The following is a 23,932-nucleotide window of genomic DNA, read 5'->3' on the forward strand; positions in this document are numbered from 1 at the left end:
CATTGGTGTATGCTCTCAGACCTCTTCCAAAGTGTTTGTTTGCGTTCGGCAACAAACGTTTACCCAGCAAGTATTCCCTAGCAAGCAATATGCGACAGTCTCTGCTGATCGCCGATACCAACGTGTGAGGACGCATGAAGGATTATTACGCCGTTCTTGGCATAGACAGCGATGCACCGATCAGCGCTCTGAAAAGCGCGTATCGCAAGAAAGCGTCGGAGTTTCACCCGGACCGCAACACGTCGCCCGATGCACCGTCGCGGTTTCGCGAAGTGCAGGAAGCCTATGACCTGTTGTCGGATGCGGTGAAACGGCAGGAGTATGACGAGAACCGGCGGCGCAGCCTGCTGGAAAACCCGCTGGAAACCGCCGAACAAATCTGGACTACCTATATCAATAAGGTTCTGCAATGATGCTATCTTCTTTCTTCGAGGACTTGACCAAGGCTTACCAGGCTGAACTCGAGGACTTGCAAAGCGATTCCGAAGGCAACGACATCCTGACCTCGCGCCTGAAAAGCAAGCGCGCGCAGTTTGCGCTGATGATGCCGATGATCGATACCGATCCGGAAATGGTCTCCGTCGCTTTTCACGGCGGCATCGATTTCGTCAATCCGCAATTGCTGACGATGCTGTCATCCGACGAGCCGGACGATTTTCCATCCTGGGCCGATGTTGCCGACGCTGTGCAATTCGAATCCTGGGCGCAAAAGCTGGCCGACATCGCATTGCAGGAACCGGGCGGCGAGCGCTTCCTGATTACCACCATCTGCCTTGAATACCTGTACGAGAAAAGCAACGGCAACTACCATGGCGCGTACAACCAGTCCGCCCATGGCGAGTCGGACGATGCGGTTGAAGGTGTCGAGAACGATGAAGACGAAGATGGTAGCGATCTGGAAGTCGAAGGCGCCGATTGGCTCGCGGAGCAAGGCTTCGAACGGCTTGGTTAAGCAAGTATTACATTTCAAGTATTACGTCTGCGTCATTCCCGCGAAGGCGGGAATCCATGTTGATCTTAAAATGGGTCCCCGCGTTCGCGGGAGCGACAAATCAGCAGAAATAATTTCACGCATTTTTTTACAGTGAACCCATGACAAACGCGCTCATAGTAAAAGCAGCAAACCTGATCCGCAACGGCGACATCGCCGGGGCGGAGTTCGCACTGGTCAGTCTGGCGGAAACCGAAGGCGATTACGCGCTGGTCGCGGCGCTGGATACTTTGCCGCCGAAAGACTTGCTGGCCGTGATCCGCGAATACGATACCTCGAAAGAGTCGGTCGTCAACCTGCTGGTGACGCCGGAACAGTTCGCGCGTGCGGTCGTCATGGAGCGCCTGTATGGCGACCACAGCCATGTGCGCCTGCGCGGCATGGTGAATGCGGTGCTGTTTCGCGATGAAACACAAACCGGTGATTTCATCGAAGCCATCGGCGATGTTGACGGCGGCTGCGAAGCGCTGGTCGATTATCTCTCCGAGCGCGATGAAGAAGTGGTGCATTTCGTCACCTACGATACCTTCAACGTCAATCGCACTGAAGAAGGCGACGAAGTCGACAAAGCGGAAGTCAGCGACCGCGATTGGAAAGAACTGACCTGGCTGCTCAAGCACGAGCACCCGGACATGTTCGAACAGATCTGGCCGGTGCTGAAAAAACGCATGAAGGAACGCCTGCGGCGCGAAGCGGAACTGGAAATGCTGGAACAGCAGCAGTTGGATCAGGCCGACCACGCCGAGCCATCAGAACAACCATCGCGCAAAACCGCCGTCAAGCCGACGCCAGGCGCCGTCGATCCGGGCGAAGAGTCGGCGCTCTAAGACGGCGCGCCGGATTCAACCGGCCCCGTTGCGCCGAACCGGTCTTGCCGTCGCCTGTCTGTCCCGCGCGGCAAGATGCGTTTTAACCGTTCCAGACATCCAAGCATCCCATGTCCGACAACCTCCGGAAACTACAAGTCATCGACAAGCGCCCTTTCTTTGAAAAGGCGCTCAGTCACGGCGTGACGCATCATATTCTCGACCAGGCGAAATGTCGCGCGATCATCGCCGACGGCGCCAAGGGCACGGTGCAGGTCGCCGCATTTTTCGGCACCAGCCACCTGCATACGGACCTGGAAAACGCGCGCCTGCGCGTAGTCAACCTGGTCAGTCTTTACCTGGAACACACCTTCGACGGCGATCTGCAGAAAGCCGCGGAATCGCTGCGCGACAATACCTTCCTGTCGCATTCGCGCGGTGGCAACGAGATGCTCAAGGCGCTGCACGCCATGCCGGATTCGACCGTCTTGGCCGACACCAAAGGTCAGGGACAGAAAGAGTTCCAGGACGAACGCACGCTGGCCAAGCCGTTTTCGCTGGCTGCCTACCGCAAGGAACGCAAGGCGCGCGAAGAATCGGCTGCCGTGATCGCGGCGGCCCTGTGGTTCGCCAACGACCTCGGCCTGGCACGCGCAGATCTCGATTTCGTCGGCGCCGAAGCGGTGATCCGCAGCGCGATATTGGTGCGCCTGGGCGATGCCGAAGAATTCCCCAGCCGCCTCGGCTTCGCCCGATTGATCGACAAGATCCGCGGCCAGCACAAGGCCGGCACGAAATGGAAAATCGCCAAGACGCTGCTCGACGACGTGCCATCGGCGCATCACGACATCGCAGAAAAAATCCGCCGTGAAATCGAAAAACATGATGCGCCATTGCTGTCGGATCAGGCCATGCCGCTCGACGTCTTGCTCAACCAGATCGAGTCACGTTACTTCGTGCAGGAAGGCGGTCTGGAAGAAGTCGACAACTTCGACGCGCTGGTGTCGAAAGAGTGGCACAAGGTCACCAAGGGCAAGGAAGATCCTTATTCGCGCCTGACCGTGTTCATGTGTATCGCCTGCGGCATAAAGCCGAAGACCACCATCTCGGATACCGAGGCCAGGACCATGATTCGTCACGTGCGCGAACACGGTTTCGACAGCGACGCAGTCACCGCCTTCATCGCCGGCGCCGCGCCATTTGAGATCAAGGACAACCTGCAATCCCTGTGGGAAGACGAATTCCTGCCGGAAGCGGAGGAATACCTGGACGACGACAGCGACCCCAAATACACCCGCGCGCTGCAGTTCCTGAAAGAGAACTGCAACATCAAAAGCAAGAGTGCGGGTAAAGAAACGAGGTAAGCGGCGTTACCGAGGCACCCTCGGTCAGCGCACAGCAGCGCAAAACCAGCAGCCGCAAACTGCCAAATTGTTCCGGTGTTATATTTCAAGGCCTTGCTGTTCAAGCATAATTTGAAAGGAACATGATCATGGCAACTATCGCTTTTCTCGGCACCGGCCTACTCGGCAGCGCATTCGCAGAAGCCGCCGCAAAACGCGGCGATACAGTCACCGCATGGAACCGCTCCATCGACAAGGTACAAGCCCTCGCCCAGTTCGGCGTCAAGGCGGCAGCAACGCCGGCCGACGCGGTGCGCGGCGCATCAAGAGTGCACATCGTGTTGAAAGACGACGCCATCGTCGAAGAAGTCATCTCGGCAGCGCGCAGCGGACTGTCGCCTGACGCCATCCTGATCGACCACACTACAACGCTGCCGACACTGACCGCCGAACGCGCCAAACGCCTGCACGCCGCCGGCATCAAGTATCTGCACTGCCCCGTTTTCATGGGCCCGGCAGCCGCGCGCAACGCCCAAGGCTCGATGATGGCCGCCGGCCCGAAAGCGCTGTTCGAATCAGTCCAGGCAGACCTCGCAAAAATGACTTCGCGCCTCGAATACCTGGGTGAGCGCAGTGACCTGGCCGCCGCCAACAAACTGTTCGGCAACGCCATGATCATCGGCCTCTCCGCCGTCATGGCCGACGTCCTCACCCTGGCGCAGGCAAGCGACGTCAACGGCGAAGACGCGATCAAACTGCTGAGCTTGCTTGACCTGAATTCGATGGTCGCGGTGCGCGGCGTGAACATGGCAAAAGGCAATTTCACCCCAAGCTTCGAACTGGCAATGGCCCGCAAGGATGTCCGCCTGATGCTGGAAACGACAGGCGACCGGCCAATGGCGGCGTTACCTGCGGTTGCCGCCAGAATGGATCAGCTGATTGCGGCGGGACATGGAGCTGAGGATGCTAGTGTTGTTGGGATTGATGCGGTGTCGCGCGGGTAATCGTTTGGACTCATGGGGCAGGGTTTGATCTGATGAGACATGGCGGCAGCGCGAGGGTTGCGATTTGACTCAAGTCTGCCGCTTGTGCGATCCACGTTACGGCATGAGGACTGATGAACGGCTGTTTGCGACCCAAAGCAGCCTGTGACGATTCCGAAAAGCAGACTTTCAACACCTGAGCTAAGTGGGGCTGCGAAGCGGCTTCGGCTTGAACAAATTGTTAGATTGCGGCGTGCGCGCGAATGTCACTACGCATGCGAAGAGTCACCGAGGACGTCTTTGCGTCGGATAAATGTTCTTCCTCGGCGACTGGAACGTACCCGGCCCGATGGTAGAACTCAACGGCGTTGAAGGAAGCCTCAAGAGTGAGCGCTTTGATGCCACTCACAGCCGCCATAGCTTCAAGTGCGCGCAGGATTTTCAGACCAACCCCTTGCCGGGAATGGGATGGACTGACATAAACAGCCTCGATGAACGCAGTCTCTGGGTTCAACTGGCCGAATGCGATGATACTTTCATTTATTTCTTCGACGAGCACTGTTTGTAGTTCAATCGCCGGGTGATATGTCTCGGCGGTTCGAGAGGAACACCAGCCTTCTATTTCTTTCGCCGGATAATGCGCAGCGGCTTGCCCCCGAATTGCGGCTATGCGGGTTTGCAGTATTTCCGATGCATCAGGGATTTGGCTAGTCGGAGCATTCTTCTGCGGTCTAACGCGATTAAAGGTTAATTTGAAAATTAATCAGTGCTAAGAACAATATCATGAATGCCCGTTATTGCCGATAGCGGACGCACTTGGCGCTTTTATAATCAAGTGCAGCCACATAAATACTCGCTCAAACTAAGTGTTGTTTAGTTCATGCGTTCGCGTCGCTGGAAATATAGCGCCCCGCCGTAGATACAAAGTAACGGGTAGACAAACCAAAAAACTTTGCGCCAAACTTCATTGATATTTGGGAGATGAGACAAAAGTAAAATGACAACAGACAGGCCAATGTGAAACAGTGGAGCGCGCCAAGATGCTGGCGGAGACCATCTGGCTGCGACAAAGCCGGTTAAAAAATAAGCAAGAGCGCCGGGAATTTGGTAAATAAACCATTCGTTGGAATTCACATCCAACGGGCCTGACGACCCGTAGGGGGCATTGTGTATGGCTGGCCAAATAACAAATATATTCACCAATATACAAACAGGAATGCCAATGACCTTCGCGACAACACCTGCAATAATTCCGCGCAATGTACTCCGCTTCCGATGCGACGTTGATATAGATGGAGAACTATCAGTATTTTTAGGAAACATATATTTAAGAAGTTTTTATTCAATATCGATGAATCGAAGGGCAATATATCCCGATTTTACTTCATGGACCGCACCTCTTTGGAACGGACGATTGCCTTGAATGTAGTCAACATTTTGACCTGGTATGGATGGAAGCATGACGCTGGTGAAAGTCTGCTTCTGGCCGAGGCCGTGTAAAAACGCTGAATCCATCAAGGGAGCCGAGATCCACGTCATTTTAACGCGACATTGTTGATAATAGAGAGCCCTGCAAACGCGGCGGCTATTTCCCTTGGCCTAGTAAATAGCCGTCTCCAAACATATCTCCTGACGCTAAAAGCGCCTATGCGCTCATCACCTTCATCAAGGTTCCCACGCCCAGCACGTTGATCATCCGCTTCATGTTGTAAGCCAGGACATGCAAGCTCATCTCGGTGCTCACTCGGGCCTTGGTTTTGGTGAGGAAGTGCGTAGCACCCATCCATGCCTTGATGGTGCCGAATGGATGCTCAACCGTTTGCCGGCGTATTCGCATCGCCTTCGGCGTTCGTTCCAACCGCTCCTGCATGGCCTCCAGTACAGACTCATGCTCCCATCGTGTCACGCGCCGTTGAGGACTTGGCGTGCATGCGGATTTGAGTGAGCACTGCTGGCAATTCGAGCTCCAATAGCGGTGCAAATTCAAGCCTTTCTCTTTGCTCGTGAAACGCCAGATCAATCGCTCTCCGGCGGGACACTGATATTCATTGGCGCGTGCGTCGTAAATGAAATCCGCTTTGCCAAACCGACCTTCAGCAGAGGCATTGGAGGTCAGGTTCTTCGGGACGATCACGTTGATGCCGGCTTGTGTGCACGCCAGGATCTCTTCTCCTTTGAAGTAACCACGATCAGCAACTACGGTCAGCGATGCGGTGCCAATCGCTTCTTGCGCTTGCCGGCTCATCGAGTGCAGTTGATCCCGGTCGCTCCCGATGTTGGTCACCTCGTGCGCCACAATCAGATGATGCTTTGCGTCGACCACCGTTTGTACGTTGTAGCCAACGACGCCTGTACCACGCGTCTTCATCGACCGTGCATCAGGATCGGTTTGAGAGACTTGTTGATCCGGCGTCTTCTGGAGTTTTAATTGGATGTCTTCAAGCTCTCGCATCTGCGCCTTGAGCGCTGCGATATTCTCATGCAGTCGAGTTGTCGTGAGTTGCTTGCGGTCCGGCTCTTGGCGATCCGCCGTGTCGAGGGCTGTCAGATAGCGATCAATGCTCGCTGCGATCTCTTCCATGCGCCGTTGCAGCTTGGCGCTGGTGAAGTTGCGGTCGCGGTTGTTGACGGCTTTGAATTTGCTGCCGTCAATAGCGACCAGCGCTTCAGAGAACAGGCCAAGTCGCTGACACAGCACGACGAACTGCTTGCATACATTGGAGATGGCACGGCCATTGTCTTTGCGGAAGTTGGCGATAGTCTTGAAGTCCGGCGTCAAATGCCCTGTCAGCCACATCAGTTCAACGTTACGCTGCGCCTCTCGTTCCAGGCGACGGCTTGATTGGAGCCGATTGAGATAGCCGTAGATGTAAATCTTGAGAAGAACCGATGGGTGATAGGCCGGACGTCCTGTTTGTGCAGGCATTGTTCCTTCGAAACCCATTTGCACCAGGTCCAGTTCATCGACGAAAACATCGACTACCCGCACTGGGTTGCTATCGGCAACGTAGTCGTCCAGTTGCTCGGGAAGCAAAATGCGTTGACTGCGATCCAGCCCTTCAATGAAGCGTTTCATAGGTGTACCTCGAACAGAGTCATCTGTTCGTGTGACATGGATCGCCGCAAATCGTTTACTTCCGATTAGAATTAGCGCTCAACAGCGTTTTTACACAGCCTCGGCCGATACCAGACGCAGGTGAATGGATAGTCGATTCGGTTACCGGAGTGCAACAAAGGCAGCATGCATAGCCAGTTCGTAAGCCTCTTCGTTGAATCCTGGGTTTCCCATTTTGAAAGCAATTAGTTCTTCTTCGAATGTCCGCTTGGCCCGAGGATACTTAAATAACGCTAGGCCTACTGCTGTCGCGTCTTTCCACATTCGCTTCACCAAAGCCAAGGCGTGCTCATAAGCAGGCTGGCTCAATGCAGGCAGAACTTCCGACAAGTCAAGCGCCGGGGGACGCTCCGATGGTGGTCCCCATTTACGCGTCCATTCGTTGTAGTAGAAGAGCAGGAACACCGCGTCTAATAACTGGGCGGCACGTATTTTGCGGATGTAGTCCGCCCGTTGCTCAGTCCTGTCCATCCCCCTCCCGATTATTGTTTGAAGCGGATAACCCAGAGTCTAGACTCTCGGTGGTCGATTGAGCATCAATGCCCAAGCTGCACTGGCCCACATAATGATGCCTGTGCCTAGGCAGCCAATTGCGTCAAATGCAACGACAGGTACAAGCTGCGGGTATACGACGGCGAACAATATCAACGCGCTCCCAGTAAAGTAACGAGGGCGGGTTGAGAGGATATGCGTAAGCGGAAAACAGAACAGACCAATGACGAAAATGGCGGATGGGAAGACCCAGGTAGCAAGGTTAATCCTTGGCAAGAGTATATAAATTACAGCTATCAAGCCCATTGAGTTGTATTTACGATGGTAAAGACACGCTTTGTCCGTTGCCCCTGAGGGGAGTTGGCGTCTATTTTTAGAGCGCCTTGATATTTCCGGTATTGCAAAAGAGCGAGGACAGTTAATGCGAGTGTGCCTATTATTGTGAGCACCAGCCCAGTGAAATGTATTCCGTTGGCAAGATTCAAACACCAAAGGCCAAGCCCCATGCCGCCTAAAACGGCGAATCTTCCTGCCTCAGAAGCTTGATTTGCACGAAGTACATCTATGCTTGTGGGGGCTGGAATCATATTCGTAACACTCCCTTCAATTAGATTTCTTAAGTGATTTACATGCTTGGCTGGAACGAGCGCTTCTGGCCCAAGCAGTATAAAAACGTAAGCCTTAGAAATAATATATATGTAACTGATAAACAACTGTGAAATGAGGCAGCTTAAGCCGATGCCATGATGGCAGAAACAAAATTTCCTTACGACAACATGTTCGTTTTTGTTATCGATTTGACGGCGGGCATAACCGGCCGGTTTTGGCCGACTACGGTCGTCCGCCGTGGGTAGCTTCAGAAGGGATTGTTCTCGCCCTGGGCGCCATTTTCAAACATATTGAATGCGCCCCTAAAAGCCCATATTTCGGGAGGCGTAGGATGTCGAGGCCCGCCACGTGGGACTTTGCTTGTCTGTTTCTTGACCCATTGTCTGAGCATTTTCCAGAATTTTTCAGTTTGCATCGTCGCCCCGATACCAATTACACGGTAATGATTGCCAATCCATTCAAAGGATGACAGCCCTATGGTGCGCATTTCAGAGAGCTTATCCGTTTGCATATTGCGAATATTCAGCCAAATTACACCGGGGTGGGCACCAAAATAAGGTAGCGAAGTATCTGCTCCCGATTTAACTTCTACCCAACCGTCGAACGGATTGCTAATTTCTCCTGACGTTTCCTTAGCACCTCGAAAAAGAGGAAGAGAGCCACTGGGGATGTGCCAAAGGCAATAACGGCCTGGCTCTAAAACCTCAATGCGTTTTACTGCTACCCATCGTCCTGCGCCAGCCGAGACTATGAACGCAATTTCCTCATTTTCATTGAGATAAGAAAGCACCTCTAGCTGGTCGGATTCGTTGCAATAAATTGGCAACCAAGGCATGTATTAACTTCCTATTCAAATGGCAATGTCTCGAGATTAAACTGCTTCTGCTTCTGCTTCTGCTTCTGCTTCTGCTTCTGCTTCTGCTTCTGCTTCCGCTTCTGGCCGCATTGCGACCTTCATTTGCCATTCGAATTGCGCTTTATGGACTTGTTAGTGTTTCCGTCATGTCACGCCATGCAATCGACGCAGGAAATTCACGGCCATTAAAAAACGCCAGAAACGCATCTACCACCATCGGAGCCGTAAACCATTCATCCGCCAATAATTTTATTTCGCCACCCCCAAAGGCCAAGATTGTGCCATCGGGATAAGCCTTGCTCGGGTATCGTGATATCCGCGGTAATGTCGATTCTTGAAGATGTCACGATGTTCCAACATGCATGTAACGCCACCGCCGGCAACTTGCAAATAGTTCCCATGGACGTCAGTTAGCGATGCATATGATGAAGGGCCGTAACTACGCAGTACCAAAATCGCCGAACGAACCTGTGCCTCGTTGGCATTTTCAACTGGACGCTTTTTCTCAACCTCTAGCCGCATTATTTACTGACCTCCCGAATACCCCATCACCTACCTGCGGCAACATTAAATTTCCAAAATAGTATCAGATTGCTCAAACGCTCGACCGTCTGGAATTGGCCGTTTTGTGTCGGCCGACTCATAATAAGTTGTCCACTTTCATACGCATCTTTGAAGCCCCGGCATGAATTCCTCGCAGATGAGTCCTCCACATATATTTTCTGCTAGCTTGGGCGTATTGCCGTTAATTTCCAGGGAGGTTCAGCGGGACACATCATTGTGCGATGAAATTTCAAGCGAATTGGATATTAATTTTGGCGCTTCTGCGGCTATAACGAAACACCACCGCTGAATCACCGGTTAGCCTATTCCGCTACTTCCCCACTGGATGCATCATTACAGAATAAAGTTCAGCAACCCGCTCCACCGTTACTCCGTTCCGCTGCTCCATTGCAAGTGGGTGGCCAGTTGGCTCAAGCTCAATATACGGACGGATACCATCGTCTCGTAAATGAACCATCGTTTTGAGATTCATTGTGTCTGGATAGGGCTTCAGCCACGCGTTAAGCCAGCCAAAGAATGGCCCAACTTGCGAGCGCTTATCCTGCTCAAAATATTTGAGCCATTCAATAAAATTGGCGTCACTAAGTGATACCCATACGCCCCAACTGAATGGTTCTGCTTCTCCTATGACTGGGATTTCAATGCATCCGCGAACGAAGAAATGCTGTTTATCTATAACGCAATCGTCGCTCCCCAAATCGCACCGGGTCGCACGCTCGCCTTCAGGAATTTCGTAGTAACTAAGTGGGGCATGGGCGCCAAAGCTCGGCATACCTTCGTGAATCTCGCCGCATGAATTGCATTTGAATTTAAATGACATATTGAACGACGAGGCGGGCGAGTTTGCGATTATGAATCCTGCCATGGAAAATTTGGCAAAGCAACATTAATTCGAGCTCGCACTTGAAGGACGGCTATTGGCCAATAGCGGGCGCTAGTTTAAGGTAACCTGTGAGCGAACTCCATAACGAGACGCCGATTGTGATATGTAGTCCGCAGCAGTCACCCTGCATTCCTCATCAGTAGTCTATTAATGATCCCTGGAAGATCAGTGAATCCATCCCAGGATTCAAGGCTTTTTAACAAATTCGACACGATAATCGGGGACTGTCGATAACAATTTTCCGCCCCTCGTTGACAGGGTAAACATTCCTACCACTACATCATTTTTTATGTCCTCGTAGTTTTTTTGATCGATAGTTTCACCACGCAATGCGTTAGTCAGGCCCTTTCGAATGGATGGTTCGACAATAAAACAAGCTGTCGCTACTAAACTTTCGACTAGTTGCCCGTTGACCAGGAGGCTACGTTTTTCCCTGAGCTCAGTTGCACTAAACTCGAACTCGAGATTCGGACTTTTGTAGACGAAAAAAAACTCATCCGCAATGTCGTAAAACTTGGTTGAGCCCCTAATTCTTATATTTTTTTCTGTATCGACAGCACTAATCGTCTTCTGGTCATATTGAAACGCCATTCTGTGCTCCTTAGGCTATGCGATTTTCTTGATATTGGCGATGGTCAGTCATATGACGATGATGTCCAGATGTCCGCTTTGGGCTGAATTCGTCAATGACTGCTACTGGCCGAGGCTGTGTAAAAACGCTGTCGAGCGCTAATTCTAATCGGAAGTAAACGATTTGCGGCGATCCATGTCACACGAACAGATGACTCTGTTCGAGGTACACCTATGAAACGCTTCATTGAAGGGCTGGATCGCAGTCAACGCATTTTGCTTCCCGAGCAACTGGACGACTACGTTGCCGATAGCAACCCAGTGCGGGTAGTCGATGTTTTCGTCGATGAACTGGACCTGGTGCAAATGGGTTTCGAAGGAACAATGCCTGCACAAACAGGACGTCCGGCCTATCACCCATCGGTTCTTCTCAAGATTTACATCTACGGCTATCTCAATCGGCTCCAATCAAGCCGTCGCCTGGAACGAGAGGCGCAGCGTAACGTTGAACTGATGTGGCTGACAGGGCATTTGACGCCGGACTTCAAGACTATCGCCAACTTCCGCAAAGACAATGGCCGTGCCATCTCCAATGTATGCAAGCAGTTCGTCGTGCTGTGTCAGCGACTTGGCCTGTTCTCTGAAGCGCTGGTCGCTATTGACGGCAGCAAATTCAAAGCCGTCAACAACCGCGACCGCAACTTCACCAGCGCCAAGCTGCAACGGCGCATGGAAGAGATCGCAGCGAGCATTGATCGCTATCTGACAGCCCTCGACACGGCGGATCGCCAAGAGCCGGACCGCAAGCAACTCACGACAACTCGACTGCATGAGAATATCGCAGCGCTCAAGGCGCAGATGCGAGAGCTTGAAGACATCCAATTAAAACTCCAGAAGACGCCGGATCAACAAGTCTCCCAAACCGATCCTGATGCACGGTCGATGAAGACGCGTGGTACAGGCGTCGTTGGCTACAACGTACAAACGGTGGTCGACGCAAAGCATCATCTGATTGTGGCGCACGAGGTGACCAACATCGGGAGCGACCGGGATCAACTGCACTCGATGAGCCGGCAAGCGCAAGAAGCGATTGGCACCGCATCGCTGACCGTAGTTGCTGATCGTGGTTACTTCAAAGGAGAAGAGATCCTGGCGTGCACACAAGCCGGCATCAACGTGATCGTCCCGAAGAACCTGACCTCCAATGCCTCTGCTGAAGGTCGGTTTGGCAAAGCGGATTTCATTTACGACGCACGCGCCAATGAATATCAGTGTCCCGCCGGAGAGCGATTGATCTGGCGTTTCACGAGCAAAGAGAAAGGCTTGAATTTGCACCGCTATTGGAGCTCGAATTGCCAGCAGTGCTCACTCAAATCCGCATGCACGCCAAGTCCTCAACGGCGCGTGACACGATGGGAGCATGAGTCTGTACTGGAGGCCATGCAGGAGCGGTTGGAACGAACGCCGAAGGCGATGCGAATACGCCGGCAAACGGTTGAGCATCCATTCGGCACCATCAAGGCATGGATGGGTGCTACGCACTTCCTCACCAAAACCAAGGCCCGAGTGAGCACCGAGATGAGCTTGCATGTCCTGGCTTACAACATGAAGCGGATGATCAACGTGCTGGGCGTGGGAACCTTGATGAAGGTGATGAGCGCATAGGCGCTTTTAGCGTCAGGAGATATGTTTGGAGACGGCTATTTACTCGGCCAAGGGAAATAGCCGCCGCGTTTGCAGGGCTCTCTATTATCAACAATGTCGCGTTAAAATGACGTGGATCTCGGCTCCCTTGATGGATTCAGCGTTTTTACACGGCCTCGGCCGGTTACGGTCATTCATGTTGAATGACTTTATCAGAAGTATTTAAGTTTTCTCGACTGAGCCAAGAAGCATATAACTAGCCGCGTTGATTTCCGATAGGTTGGCAGTAGGGGCGGAGCCATAAGGTTTTCTTTACTCTTGCCAAAACTAATCTCGCTTGCGCGTGCTCCTCCGAAAGAGGATATTTCAGTCTTTGCATGACTCAGGGCTGACTCCATTGCGTCTATAAATACCGCCATTGAGAACATCAATGGTGACGGGACTGGTTCCGATTTGCTGGAAATGAACGCTTTGCTGAACGTCCAATATCTAACTGAAAAGTTACGACACCTTATCAATATTAATTCATAGAATAGTTCGGAGAACCCATAGTGAAAGCGTATCTTTCTATTTCCATCCTTCTGGCGGGCATTCTGTCGGCGCATTTTGCAATGGCTGCGGATATGGCCCCGGCAGCAAAGGCGACACAAGTCTTGCAAAGAATCCGCGTGCAGGGAACCGAGCGCGAAATGGGCATGGGGATTGCTGAGTTCGCTCCGAACGCCGAAAAACCTCGCCACAAGGCGATAGGGCCCGAGATCGTGTATGTGCTTGAAGGGGAAATAACGGTTCTGGTAGATGGTGCGCCTGCAAAAGTTGTGCATGCGGGCGGGAGTTACCAGCTTGCAGCGAAAGATGTGCATGTCACTAAAGCAGGACCGGCAGGCGCGAAAACCATTGCATCTTGGGTGACCGTACCAGGCAAGCAATTTAACGTATTTGTGCCAAGATAATCAGGGAGAAGCAGCCGCTTGCGATAGGCTGATTTCACCTAACTGCGGCCGGTCGCGATCCTGATAGTGGTCGTTCGACTTCGCCAATGATGCACTGCCAATCTCGTGCTTTGCGAGGCAAAACAGCTATCGCATCATATCTTTCAGCTGCACTAGACTTCATCGTTGCAACCGCTTTCGACCTTGTTCAAGGCATCTGACAATGCAACGCGCAATATGGATAGCGAATGCGCTTTTTTCTCCACTTCACACATTTTTTCTTGAATCAGAAGACGTTTTTTGCTCGGGGCCAGCCAGTCCTGCTCCCAGGCGACGATTACGTCCGCGATCTCTTTTAAAGTAAATCCGAGCGCCTTGGCGTGTGTAATAAGCGCAATGCGGCGCAACGCCAGCGGCGAATATTCCTTATAGTTGTTGCTTAAATGAGGCTGGGCCGCCTCGTCGAGCAAGCCCATACGTTCATAAAATCGGACAGTATCGCGCGATACGCCGGCCCGAGATGCAATTTCACCAATCCGCATTGCCCAGTTCCCTTCCAATCGAGATGCAAGCAGTCGAAAATAATGATTGACCATGGACCGTAGTCCACGCTTTACATTCGACATTCCCATAACGAATCATTTCACCATGCGACCACTCAACTATCGCAACACCGCCGTCATGATAACAGGCGCCTCATCCGGAATTGGCCTGGCATTTGCCCATGCGCTTGCCGCACGCGGTGCGGACCTGATTCTTGTCGCACGCTCAGGTGACAAGCTAAACAGCCTGGCGCGGGAGCTGGTGCATTGTCACGGCATCCTGGCTCGCGCTCTGGTAGCCGATCTGACCGAATCCGGTGCTGCCAGCGATGTCCATGCAAGGGCAAGTGCGCTTGGTTTGACGCCGAACATTGTCATCAACAATGCCGGCTTTGCGACTCACGGTCATTTCGATACGTTGTCGCTAGAACGGCAACTCGATGAGATATCGCTCAATTGCAGAGCCGTTGTCGAACTCACTCATGCAGCATTGCCAGCCATGTTGAATCAAGGAGAGGGATCGATCATTAACGTAGCGTCAACCGCCGCTTTGCAGCCACTGCCCTATATGGCCATCTATGGCGCCACCAAGGCTTTCGTGCTCTCTTTTTCAGAAGCTTTGTGGCAAGAATATCGTGCTCGTGGCGTGCGCGTGCTTGCGGTGTGCCCAGGTGCCACCGATACCGCTTTCTTTGATGTCGTGGGCGCCGCCGAGGCCGGGGTTGGCACGCGCATGGCCACAGACACTGTCGTCAATGCGAGCTTGCAGGCACTCGATCGCGGTCAAAGCCATGTCGTCCCCGGAGGCGCAAATCGGATGCTTGGGTTGTTACCGCGGATACTCCCAAGGCAAACAATATTGCAAATCGTCGCGAACATGCTCCGGCCTCGTCATCAGGGCTCGATGTGATTCTTCGAAGTCCCCCATGTTTGCATGACATTCCGGCATGAATGATCTACCTCCGATAGACATAAACTGCCGGGCTCGATCAGTCCTTGAATTCAGCCGGACGCTTGCCAACATTGGCCATCATCGCCTCTTGCAGATCATTAGACATCAACATGGCGGCGTTCCAGGTGGCGATGTATTTCAGGCCATCGGCCACGGAGTGGTCGCGTGCGTAGGTAATCATTTCCTTGACGCCGCGGATGGCGAGAGGCGACTTCGCTGCGATGCTGGCGGCAATCTCCATTACCCCTTCGCGTAGCGCTTCGCGGGATGCGAATACACGGTTAACCAAATGGATGTCGCGGGCCTCCGCAGCGTCCACCTTGCGTGCGGTGTAAGCCAACTCACGCGCCATGCCTTCACCGATGAGCTTTGGCAGCCGTTGTAGCGTGCCGACATCAGCGGTCATGCCGATGTCGATTTCCTTGATGCTGAAATAAGCATCGCTGGAGCAATAACGCATGTCGGCGCAGGTGATCAAATCGATGCCGCCGCCGACACAGGCACCATGCACGGCGGCCAGTATCGGCTTGCGGCAGCGCTCCAGGCTGCTTAGCGCATCTTGCAAATTGAGGATGATGCTGCGCAAGGCTTCGCGCTTGCGACCTTCGCACGGGTTCTGGATTTGCGCTCCCAGTCCCATCATCATTTGCAGGTCTATGCCCGCAGTGAATGTCTTTCCTTCTCCTTCGAGAACCGCCACCCGTGCTTCTGGAGTGGCGTCCACCCACTCGAAAGCCGTTCGAATCTCCTGCCACATCTGCATGTTCATCGCATTGGCCTTGTCAGGGCGATTCAAGCGAACAATGGCGATGTTTTGGGCCAGGCTGACGGATAACGTTTCATAAGTCATTTGAAAGCTTTCAGTACGATGGGTTAAGGTAACGTGTTCAGGTCGGGCGCGATACCATGCCTGAGCGTGACATCGCCACCTCACAAAATTCATGCAAATATTGCGCGCTCAACTTTGATGAGCACAACCAGATCCTTACAACCCAGCCGCCAACTCCGCACCTTCCCGTATCGCCCGCTTGGCATCCAGCTCGCTCGCAAACGACGCACCACCAATTACGTGATAACGGGTCCCGGTTTGTTGCGGCTTGGTCTTGACGGGTTCACCTGGCTTGCCTGGCAGGATCGCATCTGCGGGAATCAGTTCATGCAGGGATTCCTGGCCGGCGCAGATGATGACGTTGTCTACCGCCAGCACGCGTTGTTCGCCAGCGATACAGATGTGCAGGCCCTGGTCGTCGATGCGTTGGTAGTCGACGCCGGCCAGCATCTGCACGCTGTTGCGCTGCATGACGCTGCGATGTACCCATCCTGATGTCTTCCCCAAACCTGCGCCGACTTTGCTTTGCTTGCGTTGCAGCAGATGGATTTCGCGCACCGGCACCACCGCTTCCGGCTGCCGCAGGCCGCCTGCTTGCGCGGCCAGCGGATCGACGCCCCATTCATCCATCCAGTTGGCAATTGGCAGCGGTAGCGGTACGTGCGGATCGTGCAGCAGGAATTCGCAGACGTCGAAACCGATGCCGCCGGCACCGATCACGGCGACGCGTTTGCCGACTGGTGCGTTCCGTTGCAGTACGTCGAGGTAGGACAGTACCATCGGATGGTCGATGCCGGAGATGCGCGGATTGCGTGGCGAGACGCCGGTGGCAACGATCACGTCGTCGAAGCCTTGCGCCTGCAGTTGCTCGCGGGTGACGCGCTGGTTCAGTTTCAGTTCGACACCGGTACGTTTGAGGCGGTGCTGGAAGTAGCGGATGGTTTCGTTGAACTCTTCCTTGCCTGGAATCCGTTTGGCGACGTTGAACTGACCGCCGATTTGCGCTGCAGCTTCAAACAAGGTGACCTGATGGCCGCGTTCGGCGGCGACGCTGGCGGCCGACAGGCCGGCCGGGCCGGCGCCGATCACGGCGACTCGTCGTGCTTTGGCGACAGGCCTGTAAACCAGTTCGGTTTCATGACAGGCTTGCGGGTTGACCAGGCAGCTGGCGCGTTTGTTCTGGAAGGTGTGGTCGAGGCAGGCCTGGTTGCAGGCGATGCAGGTGTTGATTTCGTCGGCACGGTTCTGCTGCGCTTTCAGCACGAAGTCGGGATCGGCGAGGAACGGCCGCGCCATCGACACCATATCGGCATCGCCTTCGGCCAGGATCTGTTCGGCCACTTCCGGGGTGTTGATACGGTTGGAGGCGATTACGGGAATCTTGACCGCCTGCTTGAGGCGGGCGGTAGCTTCGCGGAAGGCGCCACGCGGCACAGAGGTGACGATGGTCGGGATGCGCGCTTCGTGCCAGCCGATGCCGGTATTGAGCAAGGTGACGCCGGCGCGTTCCAGCGCCTGCGCTACCGCGACCACTTCCTCCCCGGTGTTGCCGTTTTCGACCAGGTCGAGCAGTGAGAGCCGATACATGATGATGAAATTTTTACCGACTGCCTCGCGCATGCGCTGCACGATGTCGACTGCCAGCCGCATGCGGTTTTCGATGCTGCCGCCCCAGCGGTCCTGGCGGTGGTTGGTGCGCGGCGACAGGAACTGGTTGAGCAGATAGCCTTCGCTGCCCATGATCTCGACGCCGTCGTAGCCGGCGCGTTGCGCCAGCGTCGCGCTGCGCACGTAGGCATTGATGGTGGACTGGATGCCGCGTTCGGTCAGTGCGCGCGGTTTGAACATCGAGATCGGCGATTTGATGGCGGAGGCCGAGACCACCAGCGGTTGATAACCGTAGCGTCCGGAATGCAGGATCTGCATCACGATCTTGCCGTCTTCCTCGTGCACAGCCTTGGTCACGCGGCGGTGATTGAAGATATCGCCGACGGTGTTCATGGTGCCGCCGAACGGCAGCAGCCAGCCTTGCCGGTTCGGCGAGATGCCGCCGGTGACGATCAGGCCGACGCCGCCTCTGGCGCGCGCCCGGAAATATTCGGCCAGCTTGGCGTAGTGGAAGAAGCGGTCTTCCAGGCCGGTGTGCATCGAACCCATGACGACGCGGTTTTTCAGCGTGGTGAAACCGAGGTCGAGCGGGGCCAGCAGGTGTGGGTAGACGGGATGGGACATAGGGATTCTTATAGGTTTTTTAACAGGCCGCGACATTGTAAAAGTCGGCTACTGGCCTGGAATTTACCTGAAAAGCACCGGCGGATCGCTGAAATAGCGCGATTTTGCCGGTGATTAGAGTCAAAAACCTATTTAGAGTCCGTCTTCAGCTGTCATGGTTTTCCCAATAATTGATGCAGATCGATGGCATCGGCCATGGCCTTGTAGCCGCGATCGCCAGGGTGCAGGTGGTCGCCGGAATCGAAGGCCGGCAGGAAACGGCGCGGCTGTTGCGGATCCCTGAGTACGGCATCGAAGTCGATCACCGCGTCGAATTCGCCGCTACTGCGTATCCATTGATTGAGCCTCTGCCGTGTCTGTTCCTTGGCTTCGGAGTAGTAATTTTTGATATCGCCATCCTGCAGCGCGCCTTTGAACGGCGTCAACGTCGCGCCGACGATGCGAACATGGCGCAAGTGGGCGCGCGCAATCAATTGGCGATAAGCTGCGATCAGCGGATCGACGCTCATCGCGGGATCTTGCGAAGCGAGGCTGCTGCCGGGCCAGGCAATATCGTTGATACCCATCAGCAGGATCACGCTATCGAGATTCGGCTGGCTCAGCACATCCCGATCAAAGCGCGCCATGGCATTGACGCCCATCTTGTCGTCCAGCATTCTGGCCCCCGAAATGCCAGCGTTGATCACCGCGACCTGTTGCCCGACCAGCCGTTGCGCCAGCAGATCGGGCCAGCGCTGATTGCTGTTGGAGGTGGAACCGGCACCGTCGGTAATCGAATCGCCAAAGGCGGTCACTACCGGCGCTGCTGACGGTGTATCGACCAGGATCGCGCTGAGGAACAAACGTGCTTCCACAGTGTTGTCGGTCTCGATCAGAGGTGCTGCCGCCAGGTCGCCCTGACCAATGTAGGCGGTCTGCTTGCCATCCCAGTGGAAAGTGGAGAGCGGCGTTGCCTGTGGCAGGTAGATGCTGACCGCGACCTGGGTCAGCGGCGCCAGTTCGAGGTTGACCGGATCGCTGATCGCCGATGCGCCCGGTGCAATTGTCACCGCGCCGCTACCTCCGAAAGTCAGCGCATGGTCCGAGCCGGCCGCGATGCGCGAACCGCCCGCCGCCCGTGCAATGTGTGCTACGCCAATTACCAGCGGTGTCGCGCCATATTCATTAGATAACACTACTCGAGCGCGTTTGCCGCCGATGCTGAGCCTGGCGATCTGACGCACTGTCTGGTTCGACAGGCTGGCCGGAATATTGGTCGGTAGCATAAAGCCCGGCTCCCACACCGGCTGTGGCTAGGCCGTCCAACTAGGACTCCAGTGGTGTTCGGCGTAGTTAGCCTCAGCTGCCTGGACGGCGCCAACGGATGTGTTCAGTAGCGACAGCAAAGCAAGGGTCGCGGCGATTTTTGGATGGTGTTTAAGTAATTGCATGAGTCACTCCATGAGTTGATCGCTGATGCGATGTCATCAAGATATGCTCTTCACAATGCGCATGGTAGAGGCGATAATTGGATATGGTTTATTCCAAAATGGAATGATATGGATCAGATCAAGGCAATCCGCGGCTTCGTGCGCGCAGTGGAACTCGGCAGCCTGTCAGCGGTAGCGCGCGAGCAGCACACAACGCAACCGACCGTCAGCAAGATGATTGCAGCATTGGAAAAGGAACTCGGGGTGCGGTTGCTGGAACGCAGCACCACCAGCCTGACGCTGACCGACCAGGGCAAGCGTTTCTATGAACGCTCCAAGCGTGTGCTGGAGGAATTCAGCGAAGCCGTTAGCGATGCACGTGGCCTGACCGAGAAGCCGGCCGGCCAGTTGCGCGTCAATGCGCCGCTCGGTCTCGGACAGTTGCGTTTGAACGCGCTGGTGCTGGAGTTTCTTGCGCTTTATCCGGACATCGAAGTGGAGTTGATCCTGAACGATCGCTTTGTCGATCTGGTCGAGGATGGCGTCGATGTCGCCTTGCGCTTGGCCGGTTCATTGCCGCCGAATGTGATTGCGCGCAAGATCGCCGCCTCGCAGCGCTATCTGGTGGCAGCGCCGGCCTATCTGGAACGCTACCCGGAGATACGCAGCCCGGCCGACCTGGCCAGCCATCGCTACATCGGCTTTGCGCGCCCGGCCAATGGCGAAGTGACCGAGCTGAGCGGCCCCGGCGGTACGCTGGAGATCGTCACCCGCAGCCGTTACCAGGTGAACAGTTCACTAGCGATACGCGAGAGTTTCCTGATGGGAGCGGGCCTCGGGATATGTCCGTCGTGGCTGGTGCACGACCTGGTGGCGAGCGGACAGCTGCGGCGGGTTCTTCCCGAGTGGAGCGCGGCCGGGCAGGAAGCGTCGCTGCTGTATCCGTCACGCCGCTATCAATCCTTGCGCGCCACGTTGTTCATGCAATTCCTGGCGGAGAAAATCCCGCAACTGCCGGGTTTTACCGCGCCGTCGTTTTACGCTGAGTGACAGCTTGCTTGCTGCGCACTCCTACGCAGGCTTTTTGGTCTTCGCTGTGACTGCCTTCTTGGCCTGATTGAAGACAGGACCCCACAGCGGATGACCCTTTTCTCCCGGCGCCAGATCGAATGCAGGATCCAGTTTCAGGGCCTTTTCAAATTGCAGCCGGCATAGTTTTTTTCTGGAAGTCACGCAATAGCTGAAGGCCATGTACTTCAATGCTTCGGTCTGGAACGCCGTGTCCGCCGACCAGATCTCCTGGGCATTGGCGAGCCGCTTGATCGCGCCATTGTAATTGCCGTTGTTGTACAGGGAAATACCGTCGGTCAGCGCGGCTGGTGGTGGTGGCGGTTCCGGTGTGACTGGGGCTGCCGGCGCGGCAACGCTCGGGGTTGCATCGGCCGGCGCCGTCTTTTGTGTGGAATCCATTGTGTCGCAGCCGGCCAGCAGCAGGGCGGCGGCGATCATGGCGATATTGCCGATATGGCGGAAGTTGGTCGTCATTGTTCGGCCTTGTTGATCACTTGCTATTTATCGGGAGAAAAATCGAAGTCGATATTACTCGATTTTTTCTTCGTCACGTTGATGTCGATGGCGTGGTCCGGGAAACTCGGGTTCACCAGCTTGATCTGGTGCTTACCCTCGGGCAGGACCAGCTTCTTCAATGGCGGGCTGACACCTTTCATGCTGCCGTCGACCAGCACATTGCCCCACGGCTTGATGGTCAGCGTGACGATGCCGGTCGGATCGGGCGCTTTGGCTTCGGCCGCCTTGGCGTCTGCTGTTACTACGGCATTGTCGGTGTTGCCCTTGGCCTGCATTTCCGATAAACGATCGCGTGCCTGTCCGGCGTGTTTGCCGTTCGGGTACTTCTGGATAAAGTTGTTCACTTCCTGTGGCGTCGCATCCCGCTGTTTCAGCGTTTCCCAGGCGACAGTCTCGTCATCCAGCACTTGCTCGGCGGAGGTTGCCGCGAGCGCGGCGGCTGGCACGGGTTTGGGCGCCGTGGTTGCCGTCGATGCCGGCGGGGCGTGCGGATGAACCACGATGGCAACGGCGGTTGTTTCTGGTGCTGGCTGGAACAGGAGGTAAGCGCCAGCTAGCAACATACATGTGATGACCGCGCCTGCTCCCAGGAGCTGGGTGCGTGTCAATTTTTTTGTCATGATTGCTTGCGGCGTCGTCGCATGAGATGCCTTCCCGTCCGAAGACCTGGATTTCTCCTTGCCTTGGTCGCTGTCGACTTTTCTGCTGCGGCTGCGGGAGGAAATTGGAATGGCGATATCGCCATCCGGCATGGGCATCGGTACCGACAATTCCAGATCCAGCAACTGCCGGAACTCCTCGATCGATTGCGGCCGATCTTCCGGCTTGACCGCCAGGCCCTTGTCGATTGCCGCCAGAAATTCTTTGCTAAAGCCGGGATGGTCGCCGTTCTGCAGCAGTTCGATCGGGTCCTTGATCATGCGGGCGACCGAAGTCGGCGGCGCGCTCTTGACGATGGCGAAATAAATGACGGCAGACAGTGAGTAGATGTCGGTCCACGGTCCCTGCTTCATCATGGCATCGTCGGCATACTGCTCGATCGGTGCGTAACCGGGTTTCAGGATCACGGTCAGCGAATGGGTCATGTCGCCGATGATCTGGCGCGCCGCGCCGAAGTCGAGCAGCACCGCTTCACCGCTCTTCTGGATCATGATGTTGTCGGGCGAAATATCGCGATGCAGGATCTGCACCCGGTACATCGCGGCCAGTGCTTCCAGCATCGGCTTGAGCATGCTCTTCAGCCAGGCTTCGGTGATCTGCGCCGGCGAGTTCTGCACCACGCTTTTCAGGGTGCGGCCTTCGTAGTAACGCATCGCCATGTAGGCGGTATTGTTCTGTTCCCAGAAGCGGTACACCTTGATCAGCGCCGGATGGTCGAACTGCGCCAGCAGGCGCGCTTCCTTGATGAAGCTCTTGAGGCCGATGGTGAAGGTTTCGCGGTGGCGCTGCGAGCGCACTACCACCTTCTTGTCCGCGCCGCGCCCGGCAAAGGCGCCCGGCATGTATTCCTTGATTGCCACCATGCGGCGCAGCGAACGGTCGAAGGCGAAATAGACGATGCCAAAACCGCCTTCGCCAATGACGCCGATGATTTCAAAATCGGCCAGGCGTGTGCCTTTTGGCAAGCAGTTTTCGACAGCCGTTGCTGGTGCTTCTGTAGTTTCAATCGGCTTGACGTTTTGCATATTCAGTTTTGGGTTCGACTTGGTTAAATATTGGTGCGAATGATATTGGGCTGGTTCCTAGGGGCGCTTGCCTGATGCGGATCGGCGATAAAGACGGTAAATGCCGTGCAGTTATCGTGCTTGGTTGTCGATGCGCCGCCGTTCCTTTCAACCACTGCGTGCATCAGGTCCAGCCATTCCTGTGCTGAACCGGCCTGGCTTACAGCCAGCTCCATGTCGGTTTCGGTGATCCACTCCCAGAAGCCATCCGTGCAAAGCAGGAAAGCGTCGCCATCCAGCAGTTCAGTGGCGTTTTGCGTGACCTCGGCCGGTGCGCTGCCTTCGGCGCCGACGGCGGCGCACAGGATGCTGCGCCGAGGGTGACGCCGCAGCTGTTCTGCCGAACAATGGCCGGCATCGACGAATTGCTGGATCAGGCTGTGATCCTTGGTTGCGCTATGCAGCTTGCCGCGGCGGAACAGGTACAGGCGGGTATCGCCCATATGCCCCCACAGCGCCTGGCGATTTTTCTGGTCGATCAACAGCACCGCCACGGTGGAGCTCATGTCCTTCAGGCGCGGTATCTGCGACTGGCACCAGGTCAGCTGGTCTATTGCGTGGTCGATATAGGATTGCAATGCACGCGGACCGACAGATGCTTCATGCAGGAATTTCGCCAACACCGAATCGACCACCACGTTCGATGCAATCTCGCCGCCGTGCTGCCCGCCGACGCCGTCGCACACCACGATGCAGGCCAGGTCCTCATGCTGCGCGCAGCCCCAGGCATCCTGGTTGACCTGGCGGCCGCCGGCATGGCTCAGTTGCGCCATGCCCAGGACCACCGGTTGCGCGGTGCCGCTGCGCAGGGACGGACTGGCATTCATCGATTTGCTACCTGCGCGATGCGCTCCTGCTTGAAACAGGGC

The 23,932-nt window shown here is 55.2% G+C and carries 23 protein-coding genes; 9 read left to right on the top strand and 14 right to left on the bottom strand.

Features of this window, described 5'->3' with window-relative positions:
- The first annotated feature begins 134 nt into the window (after window positions 1-134).
- From CAter10_RS00375 to CAter10_RS00395, 5 genes are all read left to right on the top strand, one after another.
- Entirely contained in the window at window positions 135-413 is a 279-nt protein-coding gene (locus CAter10_RS00375; protein ID WP_061531841.1) for a DnaJ domain-containing protein, read from the top strand.
- Window positions 410-952 (top strand): hypothetical protein, encoded by a 543-nt coding sequence (locus CAter10_RS00380; protein ID WP_061531842.1) that lies wholly within the window; start codon window positions 410-412, stop codon window positions 950-952. The genes CAter10_RS00375 and CAter10_RS00380 overlap by 4 nt, the downstream gene beginning before the upstream one ends.
- 140 nt (window positions 953-1,092) lie before the next feature.
- Window positions 1,093-1,818 carry a hypothetical protein gene (locus tag CAter10_RS00385; protein WP_061531843.1) on the top strand — a complete coding sequence of 242 codons (726 nt, stop codon included), beginning with the start codon at window positions 1,093-1,095 and terminating at the stop codon, window positions 1,816-1,818.
- Between the two features lie 110 nt (window positions 1,819-1,928).
- The gene (locus tag CAter10_RS00390) at window positions 1,929-3,161 is read left to right on the top strand and encodes a hypothetical protein (protein WP_061531844.1); all 1,233 of its coding nucleotides are present in this window, start codon (window positions 1,929-1,931) and stop codon (window positions 3,159-3,161) included.
- Window positions 3,162-3,289: 128 nt separating this feature from the next.
- Complete coding sequence (locus CAter10_RS00395) at window positions 3,290-4,144, top strand: NAD(P)-dependent oxidoreductase (RefSeq protein WP_061535089.1); 855 nt, start codon at window positions 3,290-3,292, stop codon at window positions 4,142-4,144.
- 220 nt (window positions 4,145-4,364) lie between these two features.
- Here CAter10_RS00395 and CAter10_RS24430 read toward each other — a convergent pair whose 3' ends face one another.
- The 7 genes from CAter10_RS24430 to CAter10_RS00435 form a co-directional block, all read right to left on the bottom strand.
- A complete protein-coding gene (locus CAter10_RS24430) occupies window positions 4,365-4,883 on the bottom strand; it encodes a GNAT family N-acetyltransferase (protein ID WP_082797735.1) in 519 nt (172 codons plus the stop codon).
- Between the two features lie 113 nt (window positions 4,884-4,996).
- Entirely contained in the window at window positions 4,997-5,383 is a 387-nt protein-coding gene (locus tag CAter10_RS22230; RefSeq protein ID WP_128082944.1) for a hypothetical protein, read from the bottom strand.
- A gap of 385 nt (window positions 5,384-5,768) precedes the next feature.
- Window positions 5,769-7,199 carry an IS1182 family transposase gene (locus CAter10_RS00410; protein WP_061531847.1) on the bottom strand — a complete coding sequence of 477 codons (1,431 nt, stop codon included), beginning with the start codon at window positions 7,197-7,199 and terminating at the stop codon, window positions 5,769-5,771.
- Window positions 7,200-7,340: 141 nt separating this feature from the next.
- Window positions 7,341-7,709, bottom strand: coding sequence for a hypothetical protein (locus CAter10_RS00415; protein WP_061531848.1), 369 nt, complete (start codon window positions 7,707-7,709; stop codon window positions 7,341-7,343).
- An 877-nt stretch (window positions 7,710-8,586) separates the two neighbouring features.
- Window positions 8,587-9,174, bottom strand: coding sequence for a hypothetical protein (locus tag CAter10_RS00425; RefSeq protein ID WP_061531850.1), 588 nt, complete (start codon window positions 9,172-9,174; stop codon window positions 8,587-8,589).
- A gap of 895 nt (window positions 9,175-10,069) precedes the next feature.
- Window positions 10,070-10,579, bottom strand: a complete 510-nt coding sequence (locus tag CAter10_RS00430) for a DUF2199 domain-containing protein (RefSeq protein WP_061535090.1) — start codon at window positions 10,577-10,579, stop codon at window positions 10,070-10,072.
- Between the two features lie 249 nt (window positions 10,580-10,828).
- Window positions 10,829-11,233 (bottom strand): hypothetical protein, encoded by a 405-nt coding sequence (locus tag CAter10_RS00435; protein WP_061531851.1) that lies wholly within the window; start codon window positions 11,231-11,233, stop codon window positions 10,829-10,831.
- Between the two features lie 213 nt (window positions 11,234-11,446).
- Here CAter10_RS00435 and CAter10_RS00440 point away from each other — a divergent pair, with 213 nt between their 5' ends.
- A complete protein-coding gene (locus tag CAter10_RS00440; RefSeq protein ID WP_061531847.1) occupies window positions 11,447-12,877 on the top strand; it encodes an IS1182 family transposase in 1,431 nt (476 codons plus the stop codon).
- A gap of 530 nt (window positions 12,878-13,407) precedes the next feature.
- Complete coding sequence (locus tag CAter10_RS00445; RefSeq protein ID WP_231879097.1) at window positions 13,408-13,809, top strand: cupin domain-containing protein; 402 nt, start codon at window positions 13,408-13,410, stop codon at window positions 13,807-13,809.
- A gap of 152 nt (window positions 13,810-13,961) precedes the next feature.
- On the opposite strand, the gene CAter10_RS00450 is transcribed toward CAter10_RS00445, so the two are convergent.
- Window positions 13,962-14,330, bottom strand: a complete 369-nt coding sequence (locus tag CAter10_RS00450; protein WP_061531853.1) for a MerR family transcriptional regulator — start codon at window positions 14,328-14,330, stop codon at window positions 13,962-13,964.
- Between the two features lie 106 nt (window positions 14,331-14,436).
- Here CAter10_RS00450 and CAter10_RS00455 point away from each other — a divergent pair, with 106 nt between their 5' ends.
- Complete coding sequence (locus tag CAter10_RS00455; protein WP_061535091.1) at window positions 14,437-15,240, top strand: SDR family NAD(P)-dependent oxidoreductase; 804 nt, start codon at window positions 14,437-14,439, stop codon at window positions 15,238-15,240.
- Window positions 15,241-15,319: 79 nt separating this feature from the next.
- On the opposite strand, the gene CAter10_RS00460 is transcribed toward CAter10_RS00455, so the two are convergent.
- The 3 genes from CAter10_RS00460 to CAter10_RS00470 all read right to left on the bottom strand — a co-directional run bounded on the left by CAter10_RS00460 (window position 15,320) and on the right by CAter10_RS00470 (window position 19,608).
- Window positions 15,320-16,132 (bottom strand): crotonase/enoyl-CoA hydratase family protein, encoded by an 813-nt coding sequence (locus tag CAter10_RS00460; RefSeq protein ID WP_061531854.1) that lies wholly within the window; start codon window positions 16,130-16,132, stop codon window positions 15,320-15,322.
- Between the two features lie 135 nt (window positions 16,133-16,267).
- Complete coding sequence (locus CAter10_RS00465) at window positions 16,268-18,343, bottom strand: NADPH-dependent 2,4-dienoyl-CoA reductase (RefSeq protein WP_061531855.1); 2,076 nt, start codon at window positions 18,341-18,343, stop codon at window positions 16,268-16,270.
- Window positions 18,344-18,495: 152 nt separating this feature from the next.
- A complete protein-coding gene (locus CAter10_RS00470) occupies window positions 18,496-19,608 on the bottom strand; it encodes an SGNH/GDSL hydrolase family protein (protein WP_197467163.1) in 1,113 nt (370 codons plus the stop codon).
- Between the two features lie 273 nt (window positions 19,609-19,881).
- Between CAter10_RS00470 and CAter10_RS00475 the strand changes: the two genes are divergently transcribed.
- Window positions 19,882-20,802, top strand: coding sequence for a LysR family transcriptional regulator (locus tag CAter10_RS00475; protein WP_061531856.1), 921 nt, complete (start codon window positions 19,882-19,884; stop codon window positions 20,800-20,802).
- A 21-nt stretch (window positions 20,803-20,823) separates the two neighbouring features.
- Here CAter10_RS00475 and CAter10_RS00480 read toward each other — a convergent pair whose 3' ends face one another.
- The 3 genes from CAter10_RS00480 to CAter10_RS00490 form a co-directional block, all read right to left on the bottom strand.
- Window positions 20,824-21,297: a TssQ family T6SS-associated lipoprotein gene (locus tag CAter10_RS00480; RefSeq protein WP_061531857.1), complete on the bottom strand. Its 474-nt coding sequence runs from the start codon at window positions 21,295-21,297 to the stop codon at window positions 20,824-20,826.
- Between the two features lie 23 nt (window positions 21,298-21,320).
- On the bottom strand, window positions 21,321-22,964 hold the full coding sequence (locus CAter10_RS00485) for a serine/threonine protein kinase (RefSeq protein ID WP_231879099.1): 1,644 nt from the start codon (window positions 22,962-22,964) through the stop codon (window positions 21,321-21,323).
- A gap of 83 nt (window positions 22,965-23,047) precedes the next feature.
- The gene (locus CAter10_RS00490) at window positions 23,048-23,890 is read right to left on the bottom strand and encodes a PP2C family protein-serine/threonine phosphatase (protein WP_061531859.1); all 843 of its coding nucleotides are present in this window, start codon (window positions 23,888-23,890) and stop codon (window positions 23,048-23,050) included.
- Window positions 23,891-23,932: the final 42 nt, after the last annotated feature.

The sequence above is a fragment of the Collimonas arenae genome (assembly GCF_001584165.1).
In the GTDB taxonomy this organism is placed as follows: domain Bacteria; phylum Pseudomonadota; class Gammaproteobacteria; order Burkholderiales; family Burkholderiaceae_D; genus Collimonas; species Collimonas arenae.

What these genes read in the sequence shown, in the direction of transcription:
- CAter10_RS00375 (WP_061531841.1), top strand. Translation starts at nt 135, where the DNA reads ATGAAGGATTATTACGCCGTTCTTGGCATAGACAGCGATGCACCGATC.
- CAter10_RS00380 (WP_061531842.1), top strand. Translation starts at nt 410, where the DNA reads ATGATGCTATCTTCTTTCTTCGAGGACTTGACCAAGGCTTACCAGGCT.
- CAter10_RS00385 (WP_061531843.1), top strand. Translation starts at nt 1,093, where the DNA reads ATGACAAACGCGCTCATAGTAAAAGCAGCAAACCTGATCCGCAACGGC.
- CAter10_RS00390 (WP_061531844.1), top strand. Translation starts at nt 1,929, where the DNA reads ATGTCCGACAACCTCCGGAAACTACAAGTCATCGACAAGCGCCCTTTC.
- CAter10_RS00395 (WP_061535089.1), top strand. Translation starts at nt 3,290, where the DNA reads ATGGCAACTATCGCTTTTCTCGGCACCGGCCTACTCGGCAGCGCATTC.
- CAter10_RS00410 (WP_061531847.1), bottom strand. Translation starts at nt 7,199, where the DNA reads ATGAAACGCTTCATTGAAGGGCTGGATCGCAGTCAACGCATTTTGCTT.
- CAter10_RS00415 (WP_061531848.1), bottom strand. Translation starts at nt 7,709, where the DNA reads ATGGACAGGACTGAGCAACGGGCGGACTACATCCGCAAAATACGTGCC.
- CAter10_RS00425 (WP_061531850.1), bottom strand. Translation starts at nt 9,174, where the DNA reads ATGCCTTGGTTGCCAATTTATTGCAACGAATCCGACCAGCTAGAGGTG.
- CAter10_RS00430 (WP_061535090.1), bottom strand. Translation starts at nt 10,579, where the DNA reads ATGTCATTTAAATTCAAATGCAATTCATGCGGCGAGATTCACGAAGGT.
- CAter10_RS00435 (WP_061531851.1), bottom strand. Translation starts at nt 11,233, where the DNA reads ATGGCGTTTCAATATGACCAGAAGACGATTAGTGCTGTCGATACAGAA.
- CAter10_RS00440 (WP_061531847.1), top strand. Translation starts at nt 11,447, where the DNA reads ATGAAACGCTTCATTGAAGGGCTGGATCGCAGTCAACGCATTTTGCTT.
- CAter10_RS00450 (WP_061531853.1), bottom strand. Translation starts at nt 14,330, where the DNA reads ATGCGGATTGGTGAAATTGCATCTCGGGCCGGCGTATCGCGCGATACT.
- CAter10_RS00455 (WP_061535091.1), top strand. Translation starts at nt 14,437, where the DNA reads ATGCGACCACTCAACTATCGCAACACCGCCGTCATGATAACAGGCGCC.
- CAter10_RS00460 (WP_061531854.1), bottom strand. Translation starts at nt 16,132, where the DNA reads ATGACTTATGAAACGTTATCCGTCAGCCTGGCCCAAAACATCGCCATT.
- CAter10_RS00465 (WP_061531855.1), bottom strand. Translation starts at nt 18,343, where the DNA reads ATGTCCCATCCCGTCTACCCACACCTGCTGGCCCCGCTCGACCTCGGT.
- CAter10_RS00470 (WP_197467163.1), bottom strand. Translation starts at nt 19,608, where the DNA reads ATGCTACCGACCAATATTCCGGCCAGCCTGTCGAACCAGACAGTGCGT.
- CAter10_RS00475 (WP_061531856.1), top strand. Translation starts at nt 19,882, where the DNA reads ATGGATCAGATCAAGGCAATCCGCGGCTTCGTGCGCGCAGTGGAACTC.
- CAter10_RS00480 (WP_061531857.1), bottom strand. Translation starts at nt 21,297, where the DNA reads ATGACGACCAACTTCCGCCATATCGGCAATATCGCCATGATCGCCGCC.
- CAter10_RS00490 (WP_061531859.1), bottom strand. Translation starts at nt 23,890, where the DNA reads ATGAATGCCAGTCCGTCCCTGCGCAGCGGCACCGCGCAACCGGTGGTC.